Here is a 19,954-nt window from a genome sequence, read left to right as displayed (position 1 = left end):
CCCAAAAAAAAGACCCGCTGCGAGAGCGGGTCAAGTCCAATGCTAGGGATGTCCTGAAAGAGACGTTCCCAGCTTAGTGCAGTGCCGGGCGGCTCGTCTGTGCGGTAGCGCACATTAGACGACGGCGCCGTCGGTTTCGTCCTTTTCCTTGATCGGCTTGATCAGGTCTTCGCGCTTGACGCCCAGCCACATGGCGATGGCGGCGGCCACGAACACCGAGGAGTAGATACCGAAGCAGATGCCGATGGTCAGGGCCACGGCGAAGTAGTGCAGGGTCACGCCGCCGAAGAACAGCATCGACAGCACCATCATCTGGGTACAGCCGTGGGTGATGATGGTGCGGCTGATGGTGCTGGTGATCGCGTTGTCGATCACCTCGTGCACGCTGGCCTTGCGCTTGGAGCGGAAGTTCTCGCGGATCCGGTCGAAAATCACGACCGATTCATTCACCGAATAACCGAGCACGGCCAGCACAGCGGCCAGCACCGTCAGCGAGAATTCCCACTGGAAGAAGGCGAAGAAGCCGAGAATGATCACCACGTCGTGCAGGTTGGCGATGATGGCCGCGACTGCGAACTTCCACTCGAAGCGCACGGCCAGGTAGATCATCACGCCGACGATCACCATGATCAGGGCGTTCAGGCCGTTCTGGGCCAGTTCCTCGCCCACCTGCGGGCCGACGAATTCCACCTTGCGCAGTTCGACCACTTCCTTGTTGTCGGGCGTGAAGCAGCCGGTGCGGTGCACCTGCTCGCCCTTGTCGGTGACGGTGTCGACCTGGCGGGCGGCGCCCTGCTCGGCGCTGCACAGGGCCTTGAACACGGCCTGCGACTCGGTGCCGCCCTTGACGTCCTTCTTGGTCGGCAGGCGCAGCATGACATCGCGCGCGGTGCCGAAGGTGGCCGCTTCCGGCTGCTCGTAGCCGACCTGCACCAGGGTGGCGCGGATCTTCTCGAGGTTGGCGGCGTCGGCGTACTTCAGTTCCATCACGGTACCGCCGGTGAATTCCACCGACAGATGCAGACCGCGCGTGGCCAGGAAGAACACGGCCGCGACGAAGGTCAGCGCCGAAATCACGTTGAAAATCAACGCGTGGCGCATGAAAGGAATGTCTTTCTTGATGCGGAAAAATTCCATGATGCTTCCTTATTTCTTGTCCGTGATGCCCGGCGTCCAGACCGTGCCGATGGCAATGCTGGACAGCTTCTTCTTGCGGCCATACCAGAGGTTGACCACACCGCGCGAGACAAACACGGCCGAGAACATCGAGGTCAGGATGCCCAGGGTGTGCACCACCGCAAAGCCGCGGATCGGGCCGGAGCCGAAGGCCCACAGGGCCAGACCGACGATCAGGGTGGTGACGTTGGAGTCCAGAATCGTGGCCCAGGCGCGGTCGAAGCCGGCCGCGATGGCCGCCTGCGGCGTGTTCCCGTGGCGTAGCTCCTCGCGCACGCGCTCATTGATCAGCACGTTGGCGTCGATCGCCATACCGAGGGCCAGCGCAATGGCCGCGATGCCAGGCAGCGTCAGCGTCGCCTGCATGACCGACAGGATGGCCATCAGCAGCAGCAGGTTGACGGCCAGCGCCAGCACGCTGAAGAAGCCGAACAGCTGGTAGTAGATGATCATGAAGATGCCGATGGCGAGGAAGCCATACATCGTCGAGTATTTACCCTTGGCGATGTTTTCCACGCCCAGTTGCGGGCCGATCGTGCGTTCCTCGATGACTTCCATCGGGGCCGACAGCGCGCCCGAACGCAGCAGCAGGGCCAGCTCGGCCGCCTGGTCGGCGCCGCCGATGCCGGTGATCTGGAAGCGCGTGCCCAGTTCCGACTGGATGGTGGCGACCGACAGCACTTCCGGCTTGCCCTTCTCAAACAGCACGATGGCCATCTTCTTGCCGACCCGGTCGCGCGTGGCTTCGCGCATCTTGCGGCCGCCGTCGCCATTCATTTCCAGGCCCACAGCCGGACGCTGGTTCTGGTCGAAGGTGGCGTCGGCGCTGGCGATGTAGTCGCCGGTGACGACCACGTCGCGCGTCAGCACGACCGGCACGCCCTTGCCCTGGGTGAACAGCTCGGAATTGAAGGGGATCGAGGCATTGAGCTCGGTGCCCGGGGTGACCGATTCGTCGACCATGCGCACTTCGAGCGTGGCCGTGCGGCCGATGATGCTCTTGGCGCGCGCCACGTCCTGCACGCCCGGCAGCTGGACCACGATGCGGTCCGGCCCCTGCTGCTGGATGATCGGCTCGGCCACGCCGAGTTCGTTCACGCGCTTGGACAGGGTCGAGATATTCTGCTTGACGCCGTTTTCGATGGTCGCCTTCAGGGCGGCCGGCTTCAGGCTCACGACCAGCAGCTGGTCGGCGCCCTCGGCCTGGGTGGCGAAGGCCAGATCGCCCGAGCTGGCGGTCAGCGCATCCTGGGCCTGCTGGAGGGTGGCGCCGTCGCGGAACTTGACCACGATGTTGTCGCCCACCTTGTCGATCCCGGCATGGCGCACGTTCTTGTCGCGCAGGGTGGCGCGCACCGAGGCCTGGATGCCCTGCATGCGCTTGGCCAGCACGGCCTTGGTATCGACCTGCATCAGGAAGTGCACGCCGCCACGCAGGTCCAGACCCAGGTACATGGGCAGGGCGTGGATCTTGCGCAGCCATTCCGGCGTATTCGGGGCCAGGTTGACGGTGACGATATAGGTCGGGTCGGCCGGGTCGCGGTTCAGGTCTTTTTCCAGCGCCAGCTTGGCTTTGAACTGGGTGTCGGTGTCGGCGAAGCGCACGCGCACCGAGGTGTTGTCGCCCACGCCATCGACGCTCAGGCCGGTAAAGCCGAGGTTCTCGCGTTTCAGGGCCTCTTCGACCTTGCCGCTCAGCTCGCTATTGACCTTGACGGTGGCTTTGCCACTGGTCACCTGCAGGGCCGGCGATTCACCGAAATAGTTCGGCGCCGTGTACAGCAGGCCGAACAGCATGGCGATGCCAATCAGGACGTACTTCCAGACGGGATAACGATTCATGATCTTCCAGAAATGATGAAGGCGGCCACGCAGGCCGCCCGGCGGATCTTACAGCGCCTTCAGCGTGCCTTTCGGCAGGATGGTGGTGATCGAGTTCTTCTGCATCACCACTTCGGTGTTGGCCGCCACTTCGATCGTGACATAGGTCTCGCTGACCTTGACCACCTTACCGAGCATGCCGCCGGCCGTGACCACCTCGTCGCCCTTGCCGAGCGCGTCCATCATGGTCTTGTGCTCTTTGGCGCGCTTCTGCTGGGGGCGGATCATGAGGAAATACATGATCACGAACATCAGGATCAGCGGCCAGGTCATCTCCAGGAAGCCACCGGCGCCAGCCGGTGCGGCGGCCGTGGTCTGGGCGTATGCATTGGTAATAAACACGGGGGTACCCTTATCAAGGTTAAAAATTAGCGCTGTATTCTAGCACCGCGCCCTCTGATTCAAACAGCAATGGGCGGCATATGGGGCGGTCGCCCTGCCGCACAAGAGGCTGTTGTTTTTCTTACACAAGTCTCAGATGCCGCGTGCGCGCTCCGCATGGAACTTGACCTGGAACTCGGGGAACTGGTCCTGGTCGATGGCAGCGCGCATCTCGCGCATCAGCTGCAGGTAGTAGTGCAGGTTGTGGATGGTGTTCAGGCGCGCGCCCAGAATCTCGCCGGTGCGGTGCAGATGGTGCAGATAGGCGCGCGAGAAATTGCGGCAGGTGTAGCAGTCGCAGGTTTCGTCGAGCGGCAGGGTATCGTCCTTGTAGCGCGCGTTCTTCAGCTTGATGTCGCCAAAGCGCGTGAAGATCCAGCCATTGCGCGCATTCCGGGTCGGCATCACGCAGTCGAACATGTCGACCCCGTTGGCCACGCCGGCCACCAGGTCTTCCGGCGTGCCCACCCCCATCAGGTAGTGCGGCTTGTGGGCCGGCAGGCGCGGGCCCACATGGGCCAGGACGCGCATCATGTCTTCCTTCGGCTCGCCGACCGACAGGCCGCCGATGGCCACGCCATGGAAGTTGATCTGCTCGAGCCCGGCCAGCGATTCCTCGCGCAGGGCCTCGTACATGCCACCCTGGACGATGCCAAACAGGGCATTCGGGTTGGCCCCGGCCTGGAATTCGTTCATCGAGCGCTGGGCCCAGCGCAGCGACATGCGCATCGACTTGGCCGCTTCGTCCTTGGTGGCTGGACGGCCGTCGATTTCATAGGGCGTGCATTCGTCGAACTGCATGACGATGTCGGAATTGAGGCTGCGCTGGATCTGCATCGACACCTCGGGCGACAGGAACAGCTTGCTGCCGTCGATCGGCGACTGGAAAGTCACACCGTCCTCGGTGATCTTGCGCATGGCGCCGAGCGAGAACACCTGGAAGCCGCCCGAGTCGGTCAGGATCGGCATGTCCCAGCCCATGAAACCGTGCAGGCCGCCGAATTTGTTCATCACCGCATTGCCCGGGCGCAGCCACAGGTGGAAGGTGTTGCCGAGGATGATCTGAGCGCCGATCTCCTGCAGTTCGACCGGCGACATCGCCTTCACCGAGCCATAGGTCCCGACCGGCATGAAGATCGGCGTGTCGACATAGCCGTGATTGAGTTTCAGGCGGCCACGGCGCGCGTGGGTGCGGGTATCGGTTTTCAGCAGGGTAAATTCAAGCATGGCGGTCGTTCCGGGTCAGCAGCATGGCGTCGCCATAGCTGAAAAAGCGGTATTCGCTGGCGATGGCGTGGGCATAGGCGGCGCGGATCGCGTCGTAGCCGGCAAAGGCCGAGACCAGCATCATCAGCGTCGATTTCGGCAGGTGGAAGTTGGTGATCAGGCGGTCCACCGTGCGGAAGCGGTAGCCCGGCGTGATGAACAGATTGGTGTCGCCCGAGCCGGCCAGCAGCTCGCCCGACTGCGAGGCCGATTCCAGCGCGCGCAGGCTGGTGGTGCCGACGGCCACCACCTTGCCGCCGCGCGCGCGGGTGGCGCGCACCGCCTCGGCCGTCGCGGCCGGAATCGTGTACCACTCGTAGTGCATCTTGTGCTCGGCCAGCGACTCGCTGCGCACCGGCTGGAAGGTGCCGGCGCCGACATGCAGGGTCACGAAGGCCTGCGGCACGCCCTTGTCGCGCAGGGCCGCCAGCAGTTCCTCGGTAAAGTGCAGGCCGGCCGTCGGCGCCGCCACCGCGCCCGGCTCGCGCGAGTAGACGGTCTGGTAGCGCTCCTCATCGACCTTGTCGGCCGCGTGGGCGATATAGGGCGGCAGCGGCAGGCTGCCATAGGCGTCGATCAGGGGGAATACCTCGGACCCGAAGTGCAGGGTGAAGAACTCGCCCGCGCGTTCGCCCACGGTGACGCTGAAGGCGCCGTCGGCCAGATGCAGCTGCGAGCCGGCGGCCGGCGTCTTGGAGGCGCGCACCTGGGCCAGCACCGTCAGCGGATCGAGCACGCGCTCGACCAGCACCTCGACTTTGCCGCCCGATTCCTTGGCGCCGAAAAAGCGCGCCTTGATGACGCGCGTGTCGTTCGCCACCAGCAGATCGCCCGGCTGCAGCAGGTCGACGATGTCGCGGAACACCCGGTCATGGATGGTGCTGCCCTCGAGCTGCAGCAAACGCGAGGCGGCGCGGTCCGCCAGCGGGAACTGCGCAATCCGTTCGGGCGGCAAGTTAAAATCGAAGTCTGAAAGCGTGTACATGATCGCAAAAACAGCAAGGCAACCCTCTATTTTACGCTAGATGCCCGCAGCAAAGCCAAAAACCGCCACCCTCGACAGCAAACTGGCCAAGCTGGGCCTGCGCAGCGACATGGACCTGGTCCTGCATCTGCCGATGCGCTATGAGGACGAGACCGAAGTCGTGAGCATCCGCGCCGCCAGCCTGCGCGGCGGGCACACGTCCCAGGTCGAAGGCGTGGTGGTGAAAAACGAGATCGCCTACCGCCCGCGCCGCCAGCTGCTGGTGACCATCGCCGACGACAGCGGCGAACTGCTGCTGCGCTTCATGAACTTCTACGGCTCCCAGGTCAAGCAGCTGGGCGAAGGGGTGCGCGTGCGCGCCCGGGCCGAACTCAAACACGGCTTCTTCGGGGCCGAGATGGTCCATCCGAGCTACAAGGTGATCAACGCAGGGGCGCCGCTGCCGACCTCCCTGACCCCGGTCTATCCGTCCGGCGAAGGCCTGTCGCAGACCATGCTGCGGCGCGCGATCCACGAGGCCATGGGCCGCGTCGACTGGCGCGACACCGTGCCCGCGCCGCTGCGCGCGGCGCTGCAGCTGATGGACTTCGAGCAGGCCGTGCGCCTGCTGCACTACCCGCCGGCCGACATCGACGCCTATGCGCTCGAGACGCGCAACCACCCGGCCTGGGTGCGCATGAAGTTCGACGAGCTGCTGGCGCAGCAGCTGTCGCTGAAACGCGCGCAGCAAAGCCGGCGCCAGCGCGGCGCCCCGGCCCTGGTCTCGACGGGCGCCCTGAGCGCCGCCTTCCTGGCCGCCCTGCCCTTCCGCCTGACCGGGGCGCAGGCGCGCGTGCTCGGGGAGATTCGCGCCGATCTGCGCCAGCCCTACCCGATGCAGCGCCTGCTGCAGGGCGACGTCGGCGCCGGCAAGACCGTGGTGGCCGCGCTGGCCGCCGCCCAGGCCATCGACAGCGGCTACCAGGCCGCCCTGATGGCGCCGACCGAGATCCTGGCCGACCAGCACTTCCGCAAAATCGCCGCCTGGATGGAGCCGCTCGGGGTGAAGGTCGCCTGGCTGACCGGCAGTCTGAAAAAGAAGGACAAGCAGGCCGCCAGCGCCCAGGCCGAAAGCGGCGAGGCGCAGCTGGTGATCGGCACCCACGCGCTGATTCAGGATACGGTCAATTTCGCCCGGCTCGGCCTCGTGATCGTCGACGAGCAGCACCGCTTCGGCGTCGGCCAGCGCCTGGCCCTGCGCGCCAAGGCCGGCGCCGACATGGTGCCGCACCAGCTGATGATGTCGGCCACGCCGATCCCGCGCACGCTGGCGATGACCTACTACGCCGACCTCGAAGTCTCGATCATCGACGAGCTGCCGCCCGGGCGCAGCCCGATCGTCACGCGCGCCATCGACCAGAACCGGCGCGAAGAAGTGATCGAACGCGTGCACGCGGCCGCGCTTGAAGGGCGCCAGATCTACTGGGTCTGCCCGCTGATCGAAGAATCCGAAGCGCTGCAGCTGCAGACCGCGACCGACACCCACGCGATGCTGGCCGAGGCCCTGCCCGACCTCAGCGTCGGCCTCGTCCACGGGCGCATGAAACCGGCCGACAAGCAGGCCGTGATGGACGCCTTCGCCAGCGGCGCGATGCAGGTGCTGGTGGCCACCACCGTGATCGAAGTCGGGGTCGACGTGCCGAACGCCTCGCTGATGGTGATCGAGCATGCCGAGCGATTCGGCCTGTCACAGCTGCACCAGCTGCGCGGGCGGGTTGGGCGCGGCACAGCGTCGAGCGTCTGCCTGCTGTTGTACCAGAGCCCACTGGGCGGCGTGGCCAAGCAGCGCCTGATGACGATGCGCGAGACCACGGACGGCTTCGAGATCGCGCGGCGCGACCTGCAGATCCGCGGCCCCGGCGAGTTCCTCGGCGCGCGCCAGTCGGGCCAGGCGATGCTGCGCTTTGCCGATCTGGAAACCGACCAATGGCTGGTGGAAGCCGCGCGCGACCAGGCCGCCGCGCTGCTGAGCGTACCCGACAACCCGATCGTTGCCGCCCACCTCGAACGCTGGCTCGGCGGCAAAGAAGAATTCCTGCGCGTCTAACTCCGCGGAAAAATCGGGGTCAGACCCCATTTATCCAACCAGCAAGCATTTTCCTCGCAAACAAATCGGGGTCAGACCCTATTTTTTCTGCCGCGCCGTGGTCTTTGATCGGCGCGTGGAATTTTGCCGCGCAGATAAATGGGGTCTGACCCCGATTTTTCTCGCCGGATAAATGGGGTCTGACCCCGATTTTGCTGGGGGGCTAGTCGCGCAGGTCGGTGATGGGGTGGGTGCCGTAGCTGGGCGACAGCAGATAGTCGTTGAAACGGCGCGCGGCGTCGGCTGGGCTGCTCAGGCCTTGCTCGCGCTTCAGGGCCTCGAAACGCGCGCGGCGCGGGAAGTCGGCCGGGTCGGCCGCGCGGATCTGGGCCTGCATGTCGGTGTCGATCACGCCCGGCGCCACCGAGGCGATGCGCAGCCGCGCGATCGCGTCGAGCGCGCTGGCAGCGGCGTGCATGTCGAGCGCGGCCTTGGTCGCGCAGTAGGCGCTCCAGCCGGGATAGGGACTGCGCCCGGCGCCGCTCGAGACATGCGCGATGCGGCGGTCGGGACAGGCGTCGCTGGCGGCCACGAAGGCGTCGCTCAGCTGCAGCGGGGCGCTGACGTTGACGGCGACCGCGCGCGCCAGCGCGGCCGCGCCTTGGCGGCCTGCCGGGCCGACCGGGGTGACGACGCCGGCGTTGTTGATCAACAGCGCCTGGTCTGCGCCGGTCAGCAGGGTGGCCAGTGCGTCGCTGTCCAGCCATGCGGCCAGCGCCGCCGCATCGGCCAGATCGAGCGCGCTCTCGCTGTAGCCGGGACGGCCGGCCAGGGTTGGATGCGGCTGGCGTGCGATGCCGTGCACGATGATCCCGCGCGCCAGCAGATCGGCCGCGATGGCGGCGCCCAGGCCGCGGCTATGGCCGCTGACGATGGCGACGCGCTTCATGCGTCGGCCTCGTAGCGCAGGCCGACCTGGGCGCGCAGGGTGTCGAGTACGCCCATCAGGGCCACGCTTTCGTCGAGCGGCATGCGCGGACTTTCGAGCGCGCCGGCGCGCAGGCAGCGCATCACCTCTTCGGCCTGATGGACGTAGCCATTGCCGCGATACGGGGTGTCGATCGTGCGCTGGCTGCCGTCGCGCTTGACGACGTGGACCTGGCGCGCCTTGTAGAACGGGGTCGGCAGGCGCAGATAGCCTTCGGGGCCGGCGATCGTCAGCTCGATCGGCGACCAGGCTTCGGTGCTGCAGATGCAGGCGGCCATGCCGCCGCCGGTGTGGCGCAAAATGAAGCCGCTCATCACGTCGCTGCCGTTGGCGGCCAGGCGGCTCTGGCCCTGCACGCTCTCGACGGGGCCGAGAATCTCGCTGGCCAGCGCCAGCGGGTAGATGCCGATGTCGAGCAGGGCGCCGCCGCCGAGCGCGCGATTATGCAGGCGGTGCTCGGGCGGCAGCGTGGAGGGGAAACCGAAATCGGCGCTGATCTGGCGCGGCGTGCCGATCTCGCCGGCGGCGATCAGGGCGCGCACGGTCTCGCTGGCGGGCAGGAAGCGGGTCCACATGGCTTCCATCGCGAACACGCCGCGTGCGCGCGCCGCGGCCACCACCTGGACCGCCTCGCGCTGGTTGATCGTGAAGGGTTTTTCGACCAGTACGTGCTTGCCGGCGGCGATGGCCTGCAGCGCGTTCTCGGCGTGCAGGCTGTGCGGGGTGGCGACGTAGACGACGTCGACCTCGGGCGCCGCGCACAGGGCGGCATAACTCGCATATGGTGTGCCGCCGAATTCGGCGCAGAAGGCGGCGGCGCTGGCCTGCTGGCGCGAGCCGACGGCGGCCAGCACGGCGTCGGGCGTGTCGCGCAGGGCGCTGGCAAAGGCGTGCGCGATCTTGCCGGTGCCGATGATCCCCCAGCGGATCGGGGTTAGCATGCGGCCTCCGTCTGGCGTTTGGGGCGGAACACCTGGGTGTCGGCGTAGAAGGCGGCGTCCTGGCCGGGCCACCAGCCGGGCACACCCAGCACGGGCAGCGGGGTGAAATCGGCCGTGCTGATGCCGGCGCTGTGCAGGCGCGCGCTCACGGTCGCATCGATCCAGGCGCGCTGGCCGGCGTCGTCCGCCTCGAAATAGCTGGCGGGCGCCTGCAGCAGGTACACGTGGGCGGTGATGGCCTTGCGCGGGGCGACCAGCTTTTCCATCAGCGCGTGGCCGAAGGACCATAGCTGCACCTCGCGCCACCAGCGTGCGCGCGGTGCGACCAGGGCGCCGTGCCAGTCGTGCGCACGCAGCGCGGCGCCGATGCTGGCGTCGCGCGCTACGAGGATGGCGGCGTTTTCGTCGAAAATGGTGAGGGCGTCGCGCGCCGGGCCGCGCGCGGGTCCGACCCCGCTGGCCGCGATCTGGGCCGCCTGCATGGCATTGAGCTGGCGTTTGATGGCGGGGAAGCTGAGCCACACGAGGGCATTGAAAAAATCGTGCAGGTTCTCGCGCGTGGGCACGCGCCCTTCGGCGCCGATGTAGGCTTCGTAGGCGACGCCGGCCGGCAGCTCGGCCTGGGGCACGAAGCAGAGCGGCTGCTCGCGCCAGTTGCGCAGGCCGCGCGCGCGGGCGCCGCCATTGAGCATGGGGAGCAGCCCGGCCGCCGGGTCGAGGCTGGCCCAGGCCGGACGCACGGCGTCCAGCCAGGGGCGCGACCAGTCGATCTGGCCGAGCATGGGCTTACACCATCTTCCAGCCGATGGTTTCGCCGCCGCCGAGCGGCACGATGGTCGACTCGGCGAACGGCAGCGTGGCCGGCAGGGTCCAGCTTTCGCGCTTGAGCGTGATGCTGCCGCTGTTGCGCGGCAGGCCGTAGAAGGCCGGACCGTGGAAGGAGGCGAAGGCTTCGAGTTTGTCGAGCGCGCCGGCGCGGGCGAAGGCTTCGGCGTACAGCTCCATCGCGTGCAGGGCCGTGTAGCAGCCGGCGCAGCCGCAGGCCGTCTCTTTGGCGCCGATCGCGTGCGGGGCCGAGTCGGTGCCGAGGAAGAAGCGCTCGTCGCCGCTGGTGGCGGCCGTCACCAGGGCCAGGCGGTGTTCTTCGCGCTTGAGCACCGGCAGGCAGTAGTAGTGCGGGCGGATGCCGCCCTTGAAGATCTCGTTGCGGTTGTACAGCAGGTGGTGGGCCGTGATGGTGGCCGCGATCGGGCCTTCGGCTTCGGCCACGTACTGGGCCGCGTCCTTGGTGGTGATGTGCTCGAACACGATGTTCAGGGCCGGGAAGTCCTTGCGCAGGGGGCGCAGCACGCGCTCGATGAACACGGCCTCGCGGTCGAACAGGTCGATCTCGCCGTCGGTCACTTCGCCGTGCACGCAGAACACCATGCCGGTTTCCTGCATCGCTTCCAGCACCTTGGTGCAGCGCGCCAGGTCGGTCACGCCGGCGTCCGAATTGGTGGTGGCCCCGGCCGGATACAGCTTGACCGCGTGCACCACGCCGCTGTCGGCGGCGCGCCGGATTTCGTCGGGGTCGGTGTTATCGGTCAGGTAGAGCGTCATCAGCGGCTCGAAGGCCATGCCGGCGGGCAGGGCGGCCAGGATGCGCTGGCGGTAGGCGATCGCCGCGGCCGTGGTGGTGACCGGCGGCTTCAGGTTCGGCATGACGATGGCGCGGCCGAACTGGCGCGCGCTGTGCGGCAGCACGCTGGCCAGGGCGGCGCCGTCGCGCAGGTGCAGGTGCCAGTCGTCGGGGCGGGTCAGGGTGATGGAATCGGGTTGCTCGGCGTAATTCATGTCACTGGCCTTTCAGAGGGAGCCAGTATTTTACTCCGCTCGCCGGCCCTGCCCTACTTCGTACTGAGGCGGTTGCGGCCGGCGCGCTTCGACTCCAGCATGGCCTGGTCGGCGCGGCGCACCGTGTCTTCCACGTGCTCGCCCGGCTGGTAGCAGGTCAGGCCGACGCTGACGGTCACCGACAGATTGTGCGAACCGGCCGGCACCAGCTGGGTGCTGATCGACTCGCGCACGCGCTCGAGCACGACGATGGCCTCGGCCAGGCTGGTCTGCGGCAGCAGCAGCATGAACTCCTCGCCGCCCCAGCGCGCGCACTGGTCGTAGTCGCGCAGCTGGTCGATCACGGTCTGGGCCACCGAGATCAGCACGCGGTCGCCGACGTCGTGCCCGAACTGGTCGTTGACCAGCTTGAAGTGGTCGACGTCGAGCATGGCCAGCGCAAACGGCTGCGCATGGCGGCCCGAGCGTTCGGCTTCGGAACTCAGATACTCGTCCATGCGGCGGCGGTTGATCAGGCCCGTCAGACCGTCATGCGAGGCGGCCTCCTGCAGCTTGATATTGGCCTCGCGCAGCTGCTGCTGGTAGCGGTCGGAGATGCGCGCCAGTTTTTCCAGCTGGCGCAGCTGGCGGTTGAAGCGCTCGGCCATCGACTGTTCGGCCGTGCGCGCCAGCGAATGGTAGCCGTCGGCGATGCGGGTGATGCGCTCGAGGCGCGTCAGCTGGTCCTGGTTACGCGCGTGCAGAGCGGCCAGCGCATCGTAGAGCGGATGGCTGCGGTGCTCGTCCAGCGCCAGCAAGGCCTGGATTTGCGCGTCGAGTTCTTTGTCGCCGGGTTTCATACGGGGAGAGCGGCGCCGGCGGTGATATCGAAGGGGAAGCTGCAGTCCTCGCGGAACTCGTCGGCCAGTTCGGCCACGCGCTCATTGCGCGGATCGTAGTACCAGGTCACGCGCACGCTGCGCCCGCTCTGATGCACGTCTTCGAGGCGGTCGAACAGGTCCATCATCACCTTGATGCTGCTGGTATTCAGGTACATCAGGCGCAGTTCGAGCTGCAGCGGGCGGCCGCTGCTGGCCAGGTAGCGTTCGACCCATTCGAGCACGCGGCCATAGAACTCGTAGGAGTTCTCGGGATAGGAATCGCCGCGCATGGCCAGCACGCCGTTCTCCCAGTCGGCCTCGATCTCGGGCGAGGAGGTGGTGCCGTGGATGTTAAGGTTCATGGTGTTCTCCTGCAGATGCTTCAGATGACGGCGCGCAGGCTGAAGTAGCCGCGTCCATCCGCTTGTTCTTTCAACGAGGCCGTCAAGGGCGCGCTGGCTTTGCGCGCGATGTCGATCAGGCCCAGACCGGCGCCGCTGACGGCATCCGGCTCGCGCGGCTTGCGCAGCTGTTCCTTGTAGGCGGCCTTGAGCTGGACCTTGTCGAGCGCGGCCAGAGCCTCGATGCGCGCCAGCAGCGCGCGCCCGTCCGCCATTTCGACCTGATTCCCGGCCGAGACCACATAGTGGCCGTCCTCGTCGCGCGCGATCACCACCGTGGCCGAGCCTTCGATCTCGCCGTAGCCGCGCCGGGTGGCGTAGTGGCGGATGTTCTGGGTCAGCTCGATATAGGTGCCGAAGACGTCCATCGCGGCCGAGGGCTTCACGTCCTCGGCCTGCAGATAGTTCTTCAGCGCGTGGCCGATCTCCTCGATCAGGCTGCGCGAAATCGGGCCGTTAAAGCACAACATGATGCCCTGTTGGCTGAATGACTCACGCAAGGCAAAGACGTCCGGATTAATCATGGTTCTGTCCTGTAAAGGCAGTATCGTCAAAACGGAATGACAGGATCGTGATGTCGTCCCGCTGGGGATACGCGCCACGATACGCGTTAATGATGTCGGAGAAGCGCGCGGCCTGTTCTTCGAGCGGCAGGCGGGCGTGCTGCAGCAGCATCTCGGCCAGGCGCGAGCTGCCGAAGCCGAAGCCATGCTCGCCGCCGGCCTGATCGAGCACGCCGTCGGTCACCAGGTAGTAGGTGCGCTCGGGCTGCAGCTCCAGGCTCAGGTCCTGATAGTCGCCGACGCGGCGGTCGCCCAGGGCGCGCCGGCTGCCCTTGAGTTCCTCGACCTGGGCGCCGTCGCTCCAGTACAGCGAAATCTTGGCGCCGGCGAACAGCATGCGGCGCGCGCCGCGGTCCAGATAGCACAGGCCGGCGTCCATGCTGGTGGCCAGGGCCTTGCGCAGTTCGCCCTCGCGCAGCATGGCGCGCACGGCCACGTCGGCCTGGGCCAGCACGGCCGCCGGCGAGGACGGTCCGGCCACATTGATGGCCTGGTCGATGGCGGCGCCGCCCAGCATGGTCATCAGCGCGCCCGGCACGCCGTGGCCGGCGCAGTCCACCACGCCCAGCAGGCAGTTGTCGCCGTCGCGCCGGAACACATAGAAGTCGCCGCCGACCACGTCGCGCGGCCACCACAGCACGAAGTGGTGCGGGCCCAGGGCCTGGGCCAGTTCGCGCTCGGGCAGCACGGCGCGCTGGATCAGGCTCGCGTAATCGATCGAATCGTCGATCTGCTTGTGCGCGGCCAGCATGCGCTTATTCGCTTCCTCGAGGGCGGCGGTGCGCTCGCTGACGCGCTGCTCGAGCTGCTCGGTGTGGCTGGCCACGGTGCGCGCCATGGTGTCGAAGGCGCGTCCCAGTTCGCCCAGCTCGTCGCCGCCGGTGACCGGCACGCGCACCGTGTAATTCCCGGCCGCGATGGCCTGGGCGCTCGAGCGCAGGGCCAGAATCGGCTGCAGCAGCAGGCGGTCGACCACGTACAGAAAGCCCAGCACCAGGGCCGTGAACAGCACCAGGCCCATGCCCAGCAGGGCCCACAGCCAGACCGGCTGGATCAGCTGCACGGTCTGCAGATCGACGGCCGAGACCATATACCACTTCAGCTCCGGCATATAGGCCAGCGCCAGCAGCTGCGGGCGCCCGCTCAGGCGCACATTCAGGATGCGCAGCTCGCCCTGGAAGGAGGAGACGGCGCGCATGGCCTGGCGCAGCGCGGCCTCGTCGGCCGGGCCGCCGAGCAGGCGGAAGATGGTGCTGGCGGCCTCGCCCTCCTTCTGGGTGCCGGAATTGAGGGCGATCAGCTGGCGCTCCGGGTGGATCTGGATGGCGCCGTTGGCGTCCAGGATCATCGGCGTCAGGCCGGGGTCGGGGCGGGCCACGAAGTCGCGCAGGAAGCGCGTCAGGTCGAGGCCGGTGCCGGCCACGCCCAGCTTCTTGTCGCCGTCGTAGACGATCACATTGATCCACACCTTGGTCTGGTCAACCGCCTTGTCATAGTCGGTGTTCAGATTGAACTGCTCGGTGTCGCGCATGGTGTTGTAGAACCAGGCGAACTGCGGGTCCTTGGGGTCGAGGCGGGCGCGCGGCGACTCCGAGAAGGGCAGATTGTCACCGTTGAAATAATAATAACGGTGGCTGACCACCGAGTAGGAATGGTCGTGGAAGTCGCTGCGGAAGCTCTCGGCCTCGCGGAAGAACAGGGCGCGCTTGGCCGGATTGTCCTCGTCGCGCAGCCAGCTACGCGTGATTTCCGAGCGCGCCAGACGCTGCGACAGGGCCAGTTCGCGCGCGACGCGGGCGAACACCTCCTCCTTCAGCAGCTTGACGCTCGAGCGCGCATAGGCCGAACCGTAGTAGTCACGAATACCGTCGAGCACACGCCATCCGATCAGGCCGGTCGGAACCAGGGCGATCAGGCAGGCTAACAGCAGGGCGAGGATCGATTTGGTACGCAGACCCCAGGCGCGCATGGACACTCCCCGGGGCGGCGCCCCGACGCTTTTGTTTTTATTGGATAAACTTTTATGATTATTGCACGGCTCTTACCGGTTGCGGCATTTTTATCGGCCGCGCTCAGTGCAGAATCCGCGCCAGGAAGTCGCGCGCGCGCGCCGTCGCCGGGGCGGCGAAGAAGGCCTCGGCCGCGGCATTTTCGACGATCCGGCCCTGGTCCATGAAGACGATGCGGTCGGCCACGCGGCGCGCGAAGCCCATTTCGTGGGTGACCACGACCATCGTCATGCCCTCGCCCGCCAGGCTGTCCATCACGGCGAGCACCTCACCGATCATTTCCGGGTCCAGCGCCGAGGTCGGCTCGTCGAACAGCATCGCCACCGGATCCATCGCCAGCGCGCGCGCAATGGCCACGCGCTGCTGCTGGCCGCCGGAGAGCTGGGCCGGCTTCTTGTCCTGCTGGGCCAGCAGGCCGACCCGGTCCAGATAATGCAGGCCGCGCGCCGTCGCCTCGGCCTCGCTGCGGCCGAGCACCTTGACCTGGGCCAGCACCAGGTTCTGGCGGATCGTCAGGTGGGGAAACAGCTCGAAATTCTGGAACACCATGCCGAGCCGGGCGCGCAGGCGGTTCAGATCGGTGCCGCGCGCATGCACGTCGACCCCATCGACCAGGATGCGCCCGCTGTCGATCGGCTCGAGCGCATTGATGGTCTTGATCAGGGTCGATTTGCCCGAGCCCGAGGGGCCGCAGACGACCACCACCTCGCCCTTGGCCACGGCCAGCGAACAGTCGTCCAGCACCCGGAAGGCGCCGTAGGTCTTGCTTACATGCTCAACTTCGATCATCGGAAAACTCTGTAGAATTGCCGCCACTTTGCCAGCTTGACAGCCCTTGGCACGACTAGGATACTCGCGGGATTATCCGCGAGGAAACACACACTACCACAGGAAGCGCCGCCTATGAAACCAAGCCAGAACCGCCTGACGACTTATATCCTGCTCTGCCTGGTAGCGGGCATCGGTGTCGGTTATGTGGTCAATACGAATATGGCCACGCCGGCCGATTATGCGGACTACATGAAGCTGATCACCGATCTCTTCCTCCGCCTGATCAAGATGATCATCGCCCCGCTGGTACTGTCGACCCTGGTGGTGGGCATCGCCAAGATGGGCGACGCCAAGGAAGTCGGCCGGGTCGGCGCCAAGGCCCTCGGCTGGTTCATCATCGCCTCGATCTTCTCGCTGGCGCTCGGCCTGGTGCTGGTCAATATCCTGCGTCCGGGCGACGCCATGGCGGCCCACCTGCCGCCGGCCGGCGCCGTCGCCGACATCAAGACCTCCAGCCTGACGCTGAAGGAATTCGTCACCCACCTGGTGCCGACCTCGATCTTCGACGGCATGGCGCGCAATGAGATCCTGCAGATCGTGATCTTCTCGGTGTTCTTCGGCACCGCCGCCGCCGCCATCGGCGAGAAGGCCAAGCCGGTGGTCGACGCGGCCGACGGCGTGGCCCTGATCATGCTGAAGCTGACCCACTACGTGATGAACCTGGCCCCGGTGGCCGTGTTCGCCGCCGTCTCGGGCATCGTCGCCAAGAGCGGCCTCGGGGTGCTGTCCACCTACGGCGTGTTCATGGGCGAGTTCTATCTGGGCATCGGCATCCTGTGGGCGATCCTGATCACGCTCGGCTTCATCTTCCTCGGCCCGCGCGTGCTCGACCTGATGCGCCGCATGCGCGAACCGGCCCTGCTGGCCTTCTCGACCGCCTCGTCCGAAGCGGCCTTCCCGAAAACCCTGGAAGGCCTGGAGAAATTCGGCGTGAAGAACCGCATCGCCGCCTTCGTGCTGCCGATCGGCTACTCGTTCAACCTCGACGGCTCGATGATGTACTGCACCTTCGCCACCGTCTTCATCGCCCAGGCCTACGGCATCGAGCTCTCGCTCGGCACCCAGCTGTCGATGATGCTGGTGCTGATGCTGACCTCGAAAGGCATGGCCGGCGTGCCGCGCGCCTCGCTGGTGGTGATCGCCGCCACGCTCAACCAATTCCACATCCCCGAGACCGGCCTGCTGCTGCTGCTGGCCATTGACCACTTCCTCGACATGGCCCGCTCGGCCACGAACGTGGTGGGCAACTCGGTGGCCGCTGCCGTCGTGGCCAAGTGGGAAAACGAACTGGATGGTCCGCAGGACCAGCCGGACGACCTCTGATAACCACACCAGGAGACACACATGCGTAAGCTGGCGGCACTGATTCCTCTTCTTTTCATGGGCGGCGCCAGCGCCGCCACCGTGGTCGATTGCGGCCGCCTGCTCGACGCCAAGGCCGGCGTATGGCGCGACAAGGTCTCGGTCGAGATCGACAAGGGCACTGTGGTGGCCATCAAGCCGATGGCGCCGGCCCCCGACCACATCAACCTGCAGGACTACAGCTGCATGCCGGGCTTTATCGACATGCACGTGCACCTGTCGGGCGAAACCATGAAGCAGGTCGAAGCCCTGCGCGAAGCCCTGGCCGGCAACCCGGCCGATTCGGCCTACCGCTCGGTGCCGCTGGCCGAAAAGACCCTGAAGGCGGGCTTCACCACGGTGCGCGATCTGGGCGCCCAGGACAATCTGAACATCGCGTTGAAGAAGGCCATCGAGGCCGGCTATGTGGTCGGCCCGCGCATCTTCACCTCCGGCACCTCGATCGCCACCACGGGCGGGCATGCCGACCCGACCAATAATCTGTCGCGCCGCCTGAGCAAGGCGATCGGCACGCCCGGCCCGGTCGACGGCGTCGTCAACAGCCCCGAGGAAGCGCGCCAGGCCGTGCGCCAGCGCTACAAGGAAGGCGCCGACCTGATCAAGATCACCGCCACCGGCGGCGTGCTGTCGCAGGCGCGCAATGGCCAGAACCCGCAGTTCACCGAAGAAGAGATCCGCTCGATCGTCCAGACCGCCAAGGACTACGGCTTCCGCGTGGCCGCCCATGCGCACGGCGTGGAAGGCATCAAGCGCGCGCTGCGCGCCGGGGTCGATTCGATCGAACACGGCACCTACATGGACGACGAAGCGATCGCCCTGTTCAAGGAAAAAGGCGCCTGGTATGTGCCGACCATTTCGGCCGGCCGCTTCGTGGCCGACAAGGCCAAGGAGCCCGACTACTACTCGCCGCTGGTGCAGCCGAAGGCCGCCGCAATCGGCCCGCTGATCCAGAACACCTTCGCGCGCGCCTACAAGGCCGGGGTCAAGATCGCCTTCGGCACCGACGCCGCCGTGTTCCCGCACGGCGACAACGCCAAGGAATTCCAGTACATGGTGGAAGCCGGCATGCCGGCGCTGGAAGCGATCCGCACGGCCACCGTGCACGCCGCCGAGCTGCTCGACCAGAAGGAGCGTCTGGGCCAGGTGGCGCCCGGCTTCGCGGCCGACATCGTTGCGGTGAAAGGCGATCCGACCAAGGACATCAAGCTGCTGCAGCAGGTGAAATTCGTGATGAAGGCCGGCGTCGTCTACAGCCAGCCGAAATAAAAGGAGCAATGATGCGTACTCTGTTCTCGCGTGCGCTGGGCCTGGTGCTGGGTCTGGCGGTCATGATGGCGGCCCAGGCGGCCGAACCCGGCAAGCTGCCGCATGTGGTGATCCTGGCCACCGGCGGCACCATCGCCGGCAGCGGCGCCACCACGACCACGACGGTCGGCTACACGGCCGCCACGGTCGGCGTGCAAAGCCTGATCCAGGCCGTGCCCGAAATGCAGAAGGTGGCGCGGGTCACGGGCGAGCAGGTGTTCCAGATCGCCAGCGAGAACATGAGCAACGCCCACTGGCTGACTCTGGGCAAGCGCGTGAATGCGCTGCTGGCCCAGAGCGACGTGGACGGCATCGTCATCACGCACGGCACCGACACGCTGGAGGAGACCGCCTACTTCCTGAACCTGGTGGTCAAGAGCCGCAAGCCGGTGGTGGTGGTCGGCTCGATGCGCCCGTCGACGGCGATTTCGGCCGACGGCCCGATCAACCTGTACAACGCGGTGATTCTGGCCGGCAGCCAGGAAGCGATCGGCAAGGGCGTGCTCGTGTGCCTGAACGACCAGATTTCGGGCGCGCGCGACGTCACCAAGTCGAACACCTCGACGGCCGACACCTTCCGCAATCCCGACCTCGGCATGCTCGGCTACATGCAGGGCAACCGCGCCTACTTCTACAAGACCAGTACGCGCAAGCACACGCTCGACACCGAGTTCGACATCAGCAAGCTCGACAGCCTGCCCCAGGTCGACATCGTCTACAGCTATGCGAACGTGAACGCCACCGCCCTGAACGCCCTGGTGGCGGCCGGCGCGAAAGGCATCGTGCATGCCGGCGTGGGCGACGGCAGTCTGCCGAATCCGGTCAAGGACGGCCTGCTCAAGGCGCGCAAGAGCGGCGTGCTGGTGGTGCGCTCCTCGCGCGTCGGATCCGGCATCATCGCGCGCAATGGCGAGGCCAATGACGACGAACTCGATTTCGTCGCCTCCGACACCCTGAACCCGCAAAAAGCCCGCATCCTGCTGATGCTGGCCCTGACCCGCACCAGCGACAGCAAAGCCATCCAGCAAATGTTCTGGACTTACTGAACGGGGTCAGGTCCGGCAATCGGACATCCGTTGAACTAAAAGGCCCGTCGACTGTCGA

Annotated in this window: 18 protein-coding genes; 4 read left to right on the top strand and 14 right to left on the bottom strand. The window is 66.5% G+C overall.

All coding sequences use genetic code 11. The annotated features are described in order from the left end of the window. Positions 1-114 precede the first annotated feature (114 nt). From secF to queA, 5 genes are all read right to left on the bottom strand, one after another. Positions 115-1,137: a protein translocase subunit SecF gene (gene secF / locus LZ005_RS21420; RefSeq protein WP_237810962.1), complete on the bottom strand. Its 1,023-nt coding sequence runs from the start codon at positions 1,135-1,137 to the stop codon at positions 115-117. A gap of 9 nt (positions 1,138-1,146) precedes the next feature. Next, a complete protein-coding gene (gene secD, locus LZ005_RS21415) occupies positions 1,147-3,018 on the bottom strand; it encodes a protein translocase subunit SecD (RefSeq protein ID WP_237810953.1) in 1,872 nt (623 codons plus the stop codon). 48 nt (positions 3,019-3,066) lie between these two features. Further along, positions 3,067-3,399: a preprotein translocase subunit YajC gene (yajC, locus tag LZ005_RS21410; protein WP_237810943.1), complete on the bottom strand. Its 333-nt coding sequence runs from the start codon at positions 3,397-3,399 to the stop codon at positions 3,067-3,069. A 132-nt stretch (positions 3,400-3,531) separates the two neighbouring features. After that, entirely contained in the window at positions 3,532-4,665 is a 1,134-nt protein-coding gene (gene tgt / locus LZ005_RS21405; RefSeq protein WP_237810916.1) for a tRNA guanosine(34) transglycosylase Tgt, read from the bottom strand. After that, a complete protein-coding gene (gene queA, locus LZ005_RS21400) occupies positions 4,658-5,689 on the bottom strand; it encodes a tRNA preQ1(34) S-adenosylmethionine ribosyltransferase-isomerase QueA (protein WP_237810908.1) in 1,032 nt (343 codons plus the stop codon). Before queA ends, tgt begins: the two co-directional genes overlap by 8 nt. Before the next feature lie 40 nt (positions 5,690-5,729). Between queA and recG the strand changes: the two genes are divergently transcribed. Then, positions 5,730-7,775, top strand: coding sequence for an ATP-dependent DNA helicase RecG (recG, locus tag LZ005_RS21395; RefSeq protein ID WP_237810900.1), 2,046 nt, complete (start codon positions 5,730-5,732; stop codon positions 7,773-7,775). A 202-nt stretch (positions 7,776-7,977) separates the two neighbouring features. Here the strand turns inward: recG and LZ005_RS21390 are convergent, their stop codons facing one another. The 9 genes from LZ005_RS21390 to LZ005_RS21350 form a co-directional block, all read right to left on the bottom strand. Continuing rightward, the gene (locus tag LZ005_RS21390; RefSeq protein WP_237810885.1) at positions 7,978-8,703 is read right to left on the bottom strand and encodes an SDR family oxidoreductase; all 726 of its coding nucleotides are present in this window, start codon (positions 8,701-8,703) and stop codon (positions 7,978-7,980) included. Next, entirely contained in the window at positions 8,700-9,683 is a 984-nt protein-coding gene (locus LZ005_RS21385) for a Gfo/Idh/MocA family protein (protein ID WP_237810870.1), read from the bottom strand. Before LZ005_RS21385 ends, LZ005_RS21390 begins: the two co-directional genes overlap by 4 nt. Then, positions 9,677-10,465 carry a DUF3025 domain-containing protein gene (locus LZ005_RS21380; RefSeq protein WP_237810862.1) on the bottom strand — a complete coding sequence of 263 codons (789 nt, stop codon included), beginning with the start codon at positions 10,463-10,465 and terminating at the stop codon, positions 9,677-9,679. The genes LZ005_RS21385 and LZ005_RS21380 overlap by 7 nt, the downstream gene beginning before the upstream one ends. Before the next feature lie 4 nt (positions 10,466-10,469). Further along, positions 10,470-11,519 carry a dihydroorotase gene (gene pyrC, locus LZ005_RS21375; protein WP_237810860.1) on the bottom strand — a complete coding sequence of 350 codons (1,050 nt, stop codon included), beginning with the start codon at positions 11,517-11,519 and terminating at the stop codon, positions 10,470-10,472. Positions 11,520-11,572: 53 nt separating this feature from the next. Continuing rightward, the gene (gene siaD / locus LZ005_RS21370; protein WP_237810858.1) at positions 11,573-12,358 is read right to left on the bottom strand and encodes a biofilm regulation diguanylate cyclase SiaD; all 786 of its coding nucleotides are present in this window, start codon (positions 12,356-12,358) and stop codon (positions 11,573-11,575) included. After that, positions 12,355-12,741 carry a biofilm regulation phosphoprotein SiaC gene (gene siaC, locus LZ005_RS21365; RefSeq protein ID WP_237810844.1) on the bottom strand — a complete coding sequence of 129 codons (387 nt, stop codon included), beginning with the start codon at positions 12,739-12,741 and terminating at the stop codon, positions 12,355-12,357. The genes siaD and siaC overlap by 4 nt, the downstream gene beginning before the upstream one ends. A gap of 20 nt (positions 12,742-12,761) precedes the next feature. After that, on the bottom strand, positions 12,762-13,304 hold the full coding sequence (gene siaB, locus LZ005_RS21360; RefSeq protein ID WP_237810842.1) for a biofilm regulation protein kinase SiaB: 543 nt from the start codon (positions 13,302-13,304) through the stop codon (positions 12,762-12,764). Continuing rightward, positions 13,297-15,312, bottom strand: a complete 2,016-nt coding sequence (siaA, locus tag LZ005_RS21355) for a biofilm regulation protein phosphatase SiaA (RefSeq protein WP_237810833.1) — start codon at positions 15,310-15,312, stop codon at positions 13,297-13,299. Before siaA ends, siaB begins: the two co-directional genes overlap by 8 nt. A 103-nt stretch (positions 15,313-15,415) precedes the next feature. Continuing rightward, positions 15,416-16,141 carry an amino acid ABC transporter ATP-binding protein gene (locus LZ005_RS21350; protein ID WP_237810825.1) on the bottom strand — a complete coding sequence of 242 codons (726 nt, stop codon included), beginning with the start codon at positions 16,139-16,141 and terminating at the stop codon, positions 15,416-15,418. 114 nt (positions 16,142-16,255) lie between these two features. Here LZ005_RS21350 and LZ005_RS21345 point away from each other — a divergent pair, with 114 nt between their 5' ends. From LZ005_RS21345 to LZ005_RS21335, 3 genes are read left to right on the top strand one after another with little or no spacing between them, the layout of a single operon-like run. Next, the gene (locus LZ005_RS21345; protein WP_237810818.1) at positions 16,256-17,506 is read left to right on the top strand and encodes a dicarboxylate/amino acid:cation symporter; all 1,251 of its coding nucleotides are present in this window, start codon (positions 16,256-16,258) and stop codon (positions 17,504-17,506) included. Positions 17,507-17,527: 21 nt separating this feature from the next. Next, a complete protein-coding gene (locus LZ005_RS21340; RefSeq protein ID WP_237810811.1) occupies positions 17,528-18,811 on the top strand; it encodes an amidohydrolase family protein in 1,284 nt (427 codons plus the stop codon). A gap of 11 nt (positions 18,812-18,822) precedes the next feature. Continuing rightward, entirely contained in the window at positions 18,823-19,896 is a 1,074-nt protein-coding gene (locus LZ005_RS21335; RefSeq protein WP_373889452.1) for a type II asparaginase, read from the top strand. Positions 19,897-19,954 lie beyond the last annotated feature (58 nt).

The sequence above is a fragment of the Massilia sp. TS11 genome, from assembly GCF_022012445.1.
In the GTDB taxonomy this organism is placed as follows: Bacteria; Pseudomonadota; Gammaproteobacteria; order Burkholderiales; family Burkholderiaceae_D; genus Telluria.
Note: the sequence above shows the minus strand (reverse complement) of the source record. Positions and strands in the feature narration are given on the sequence as shown.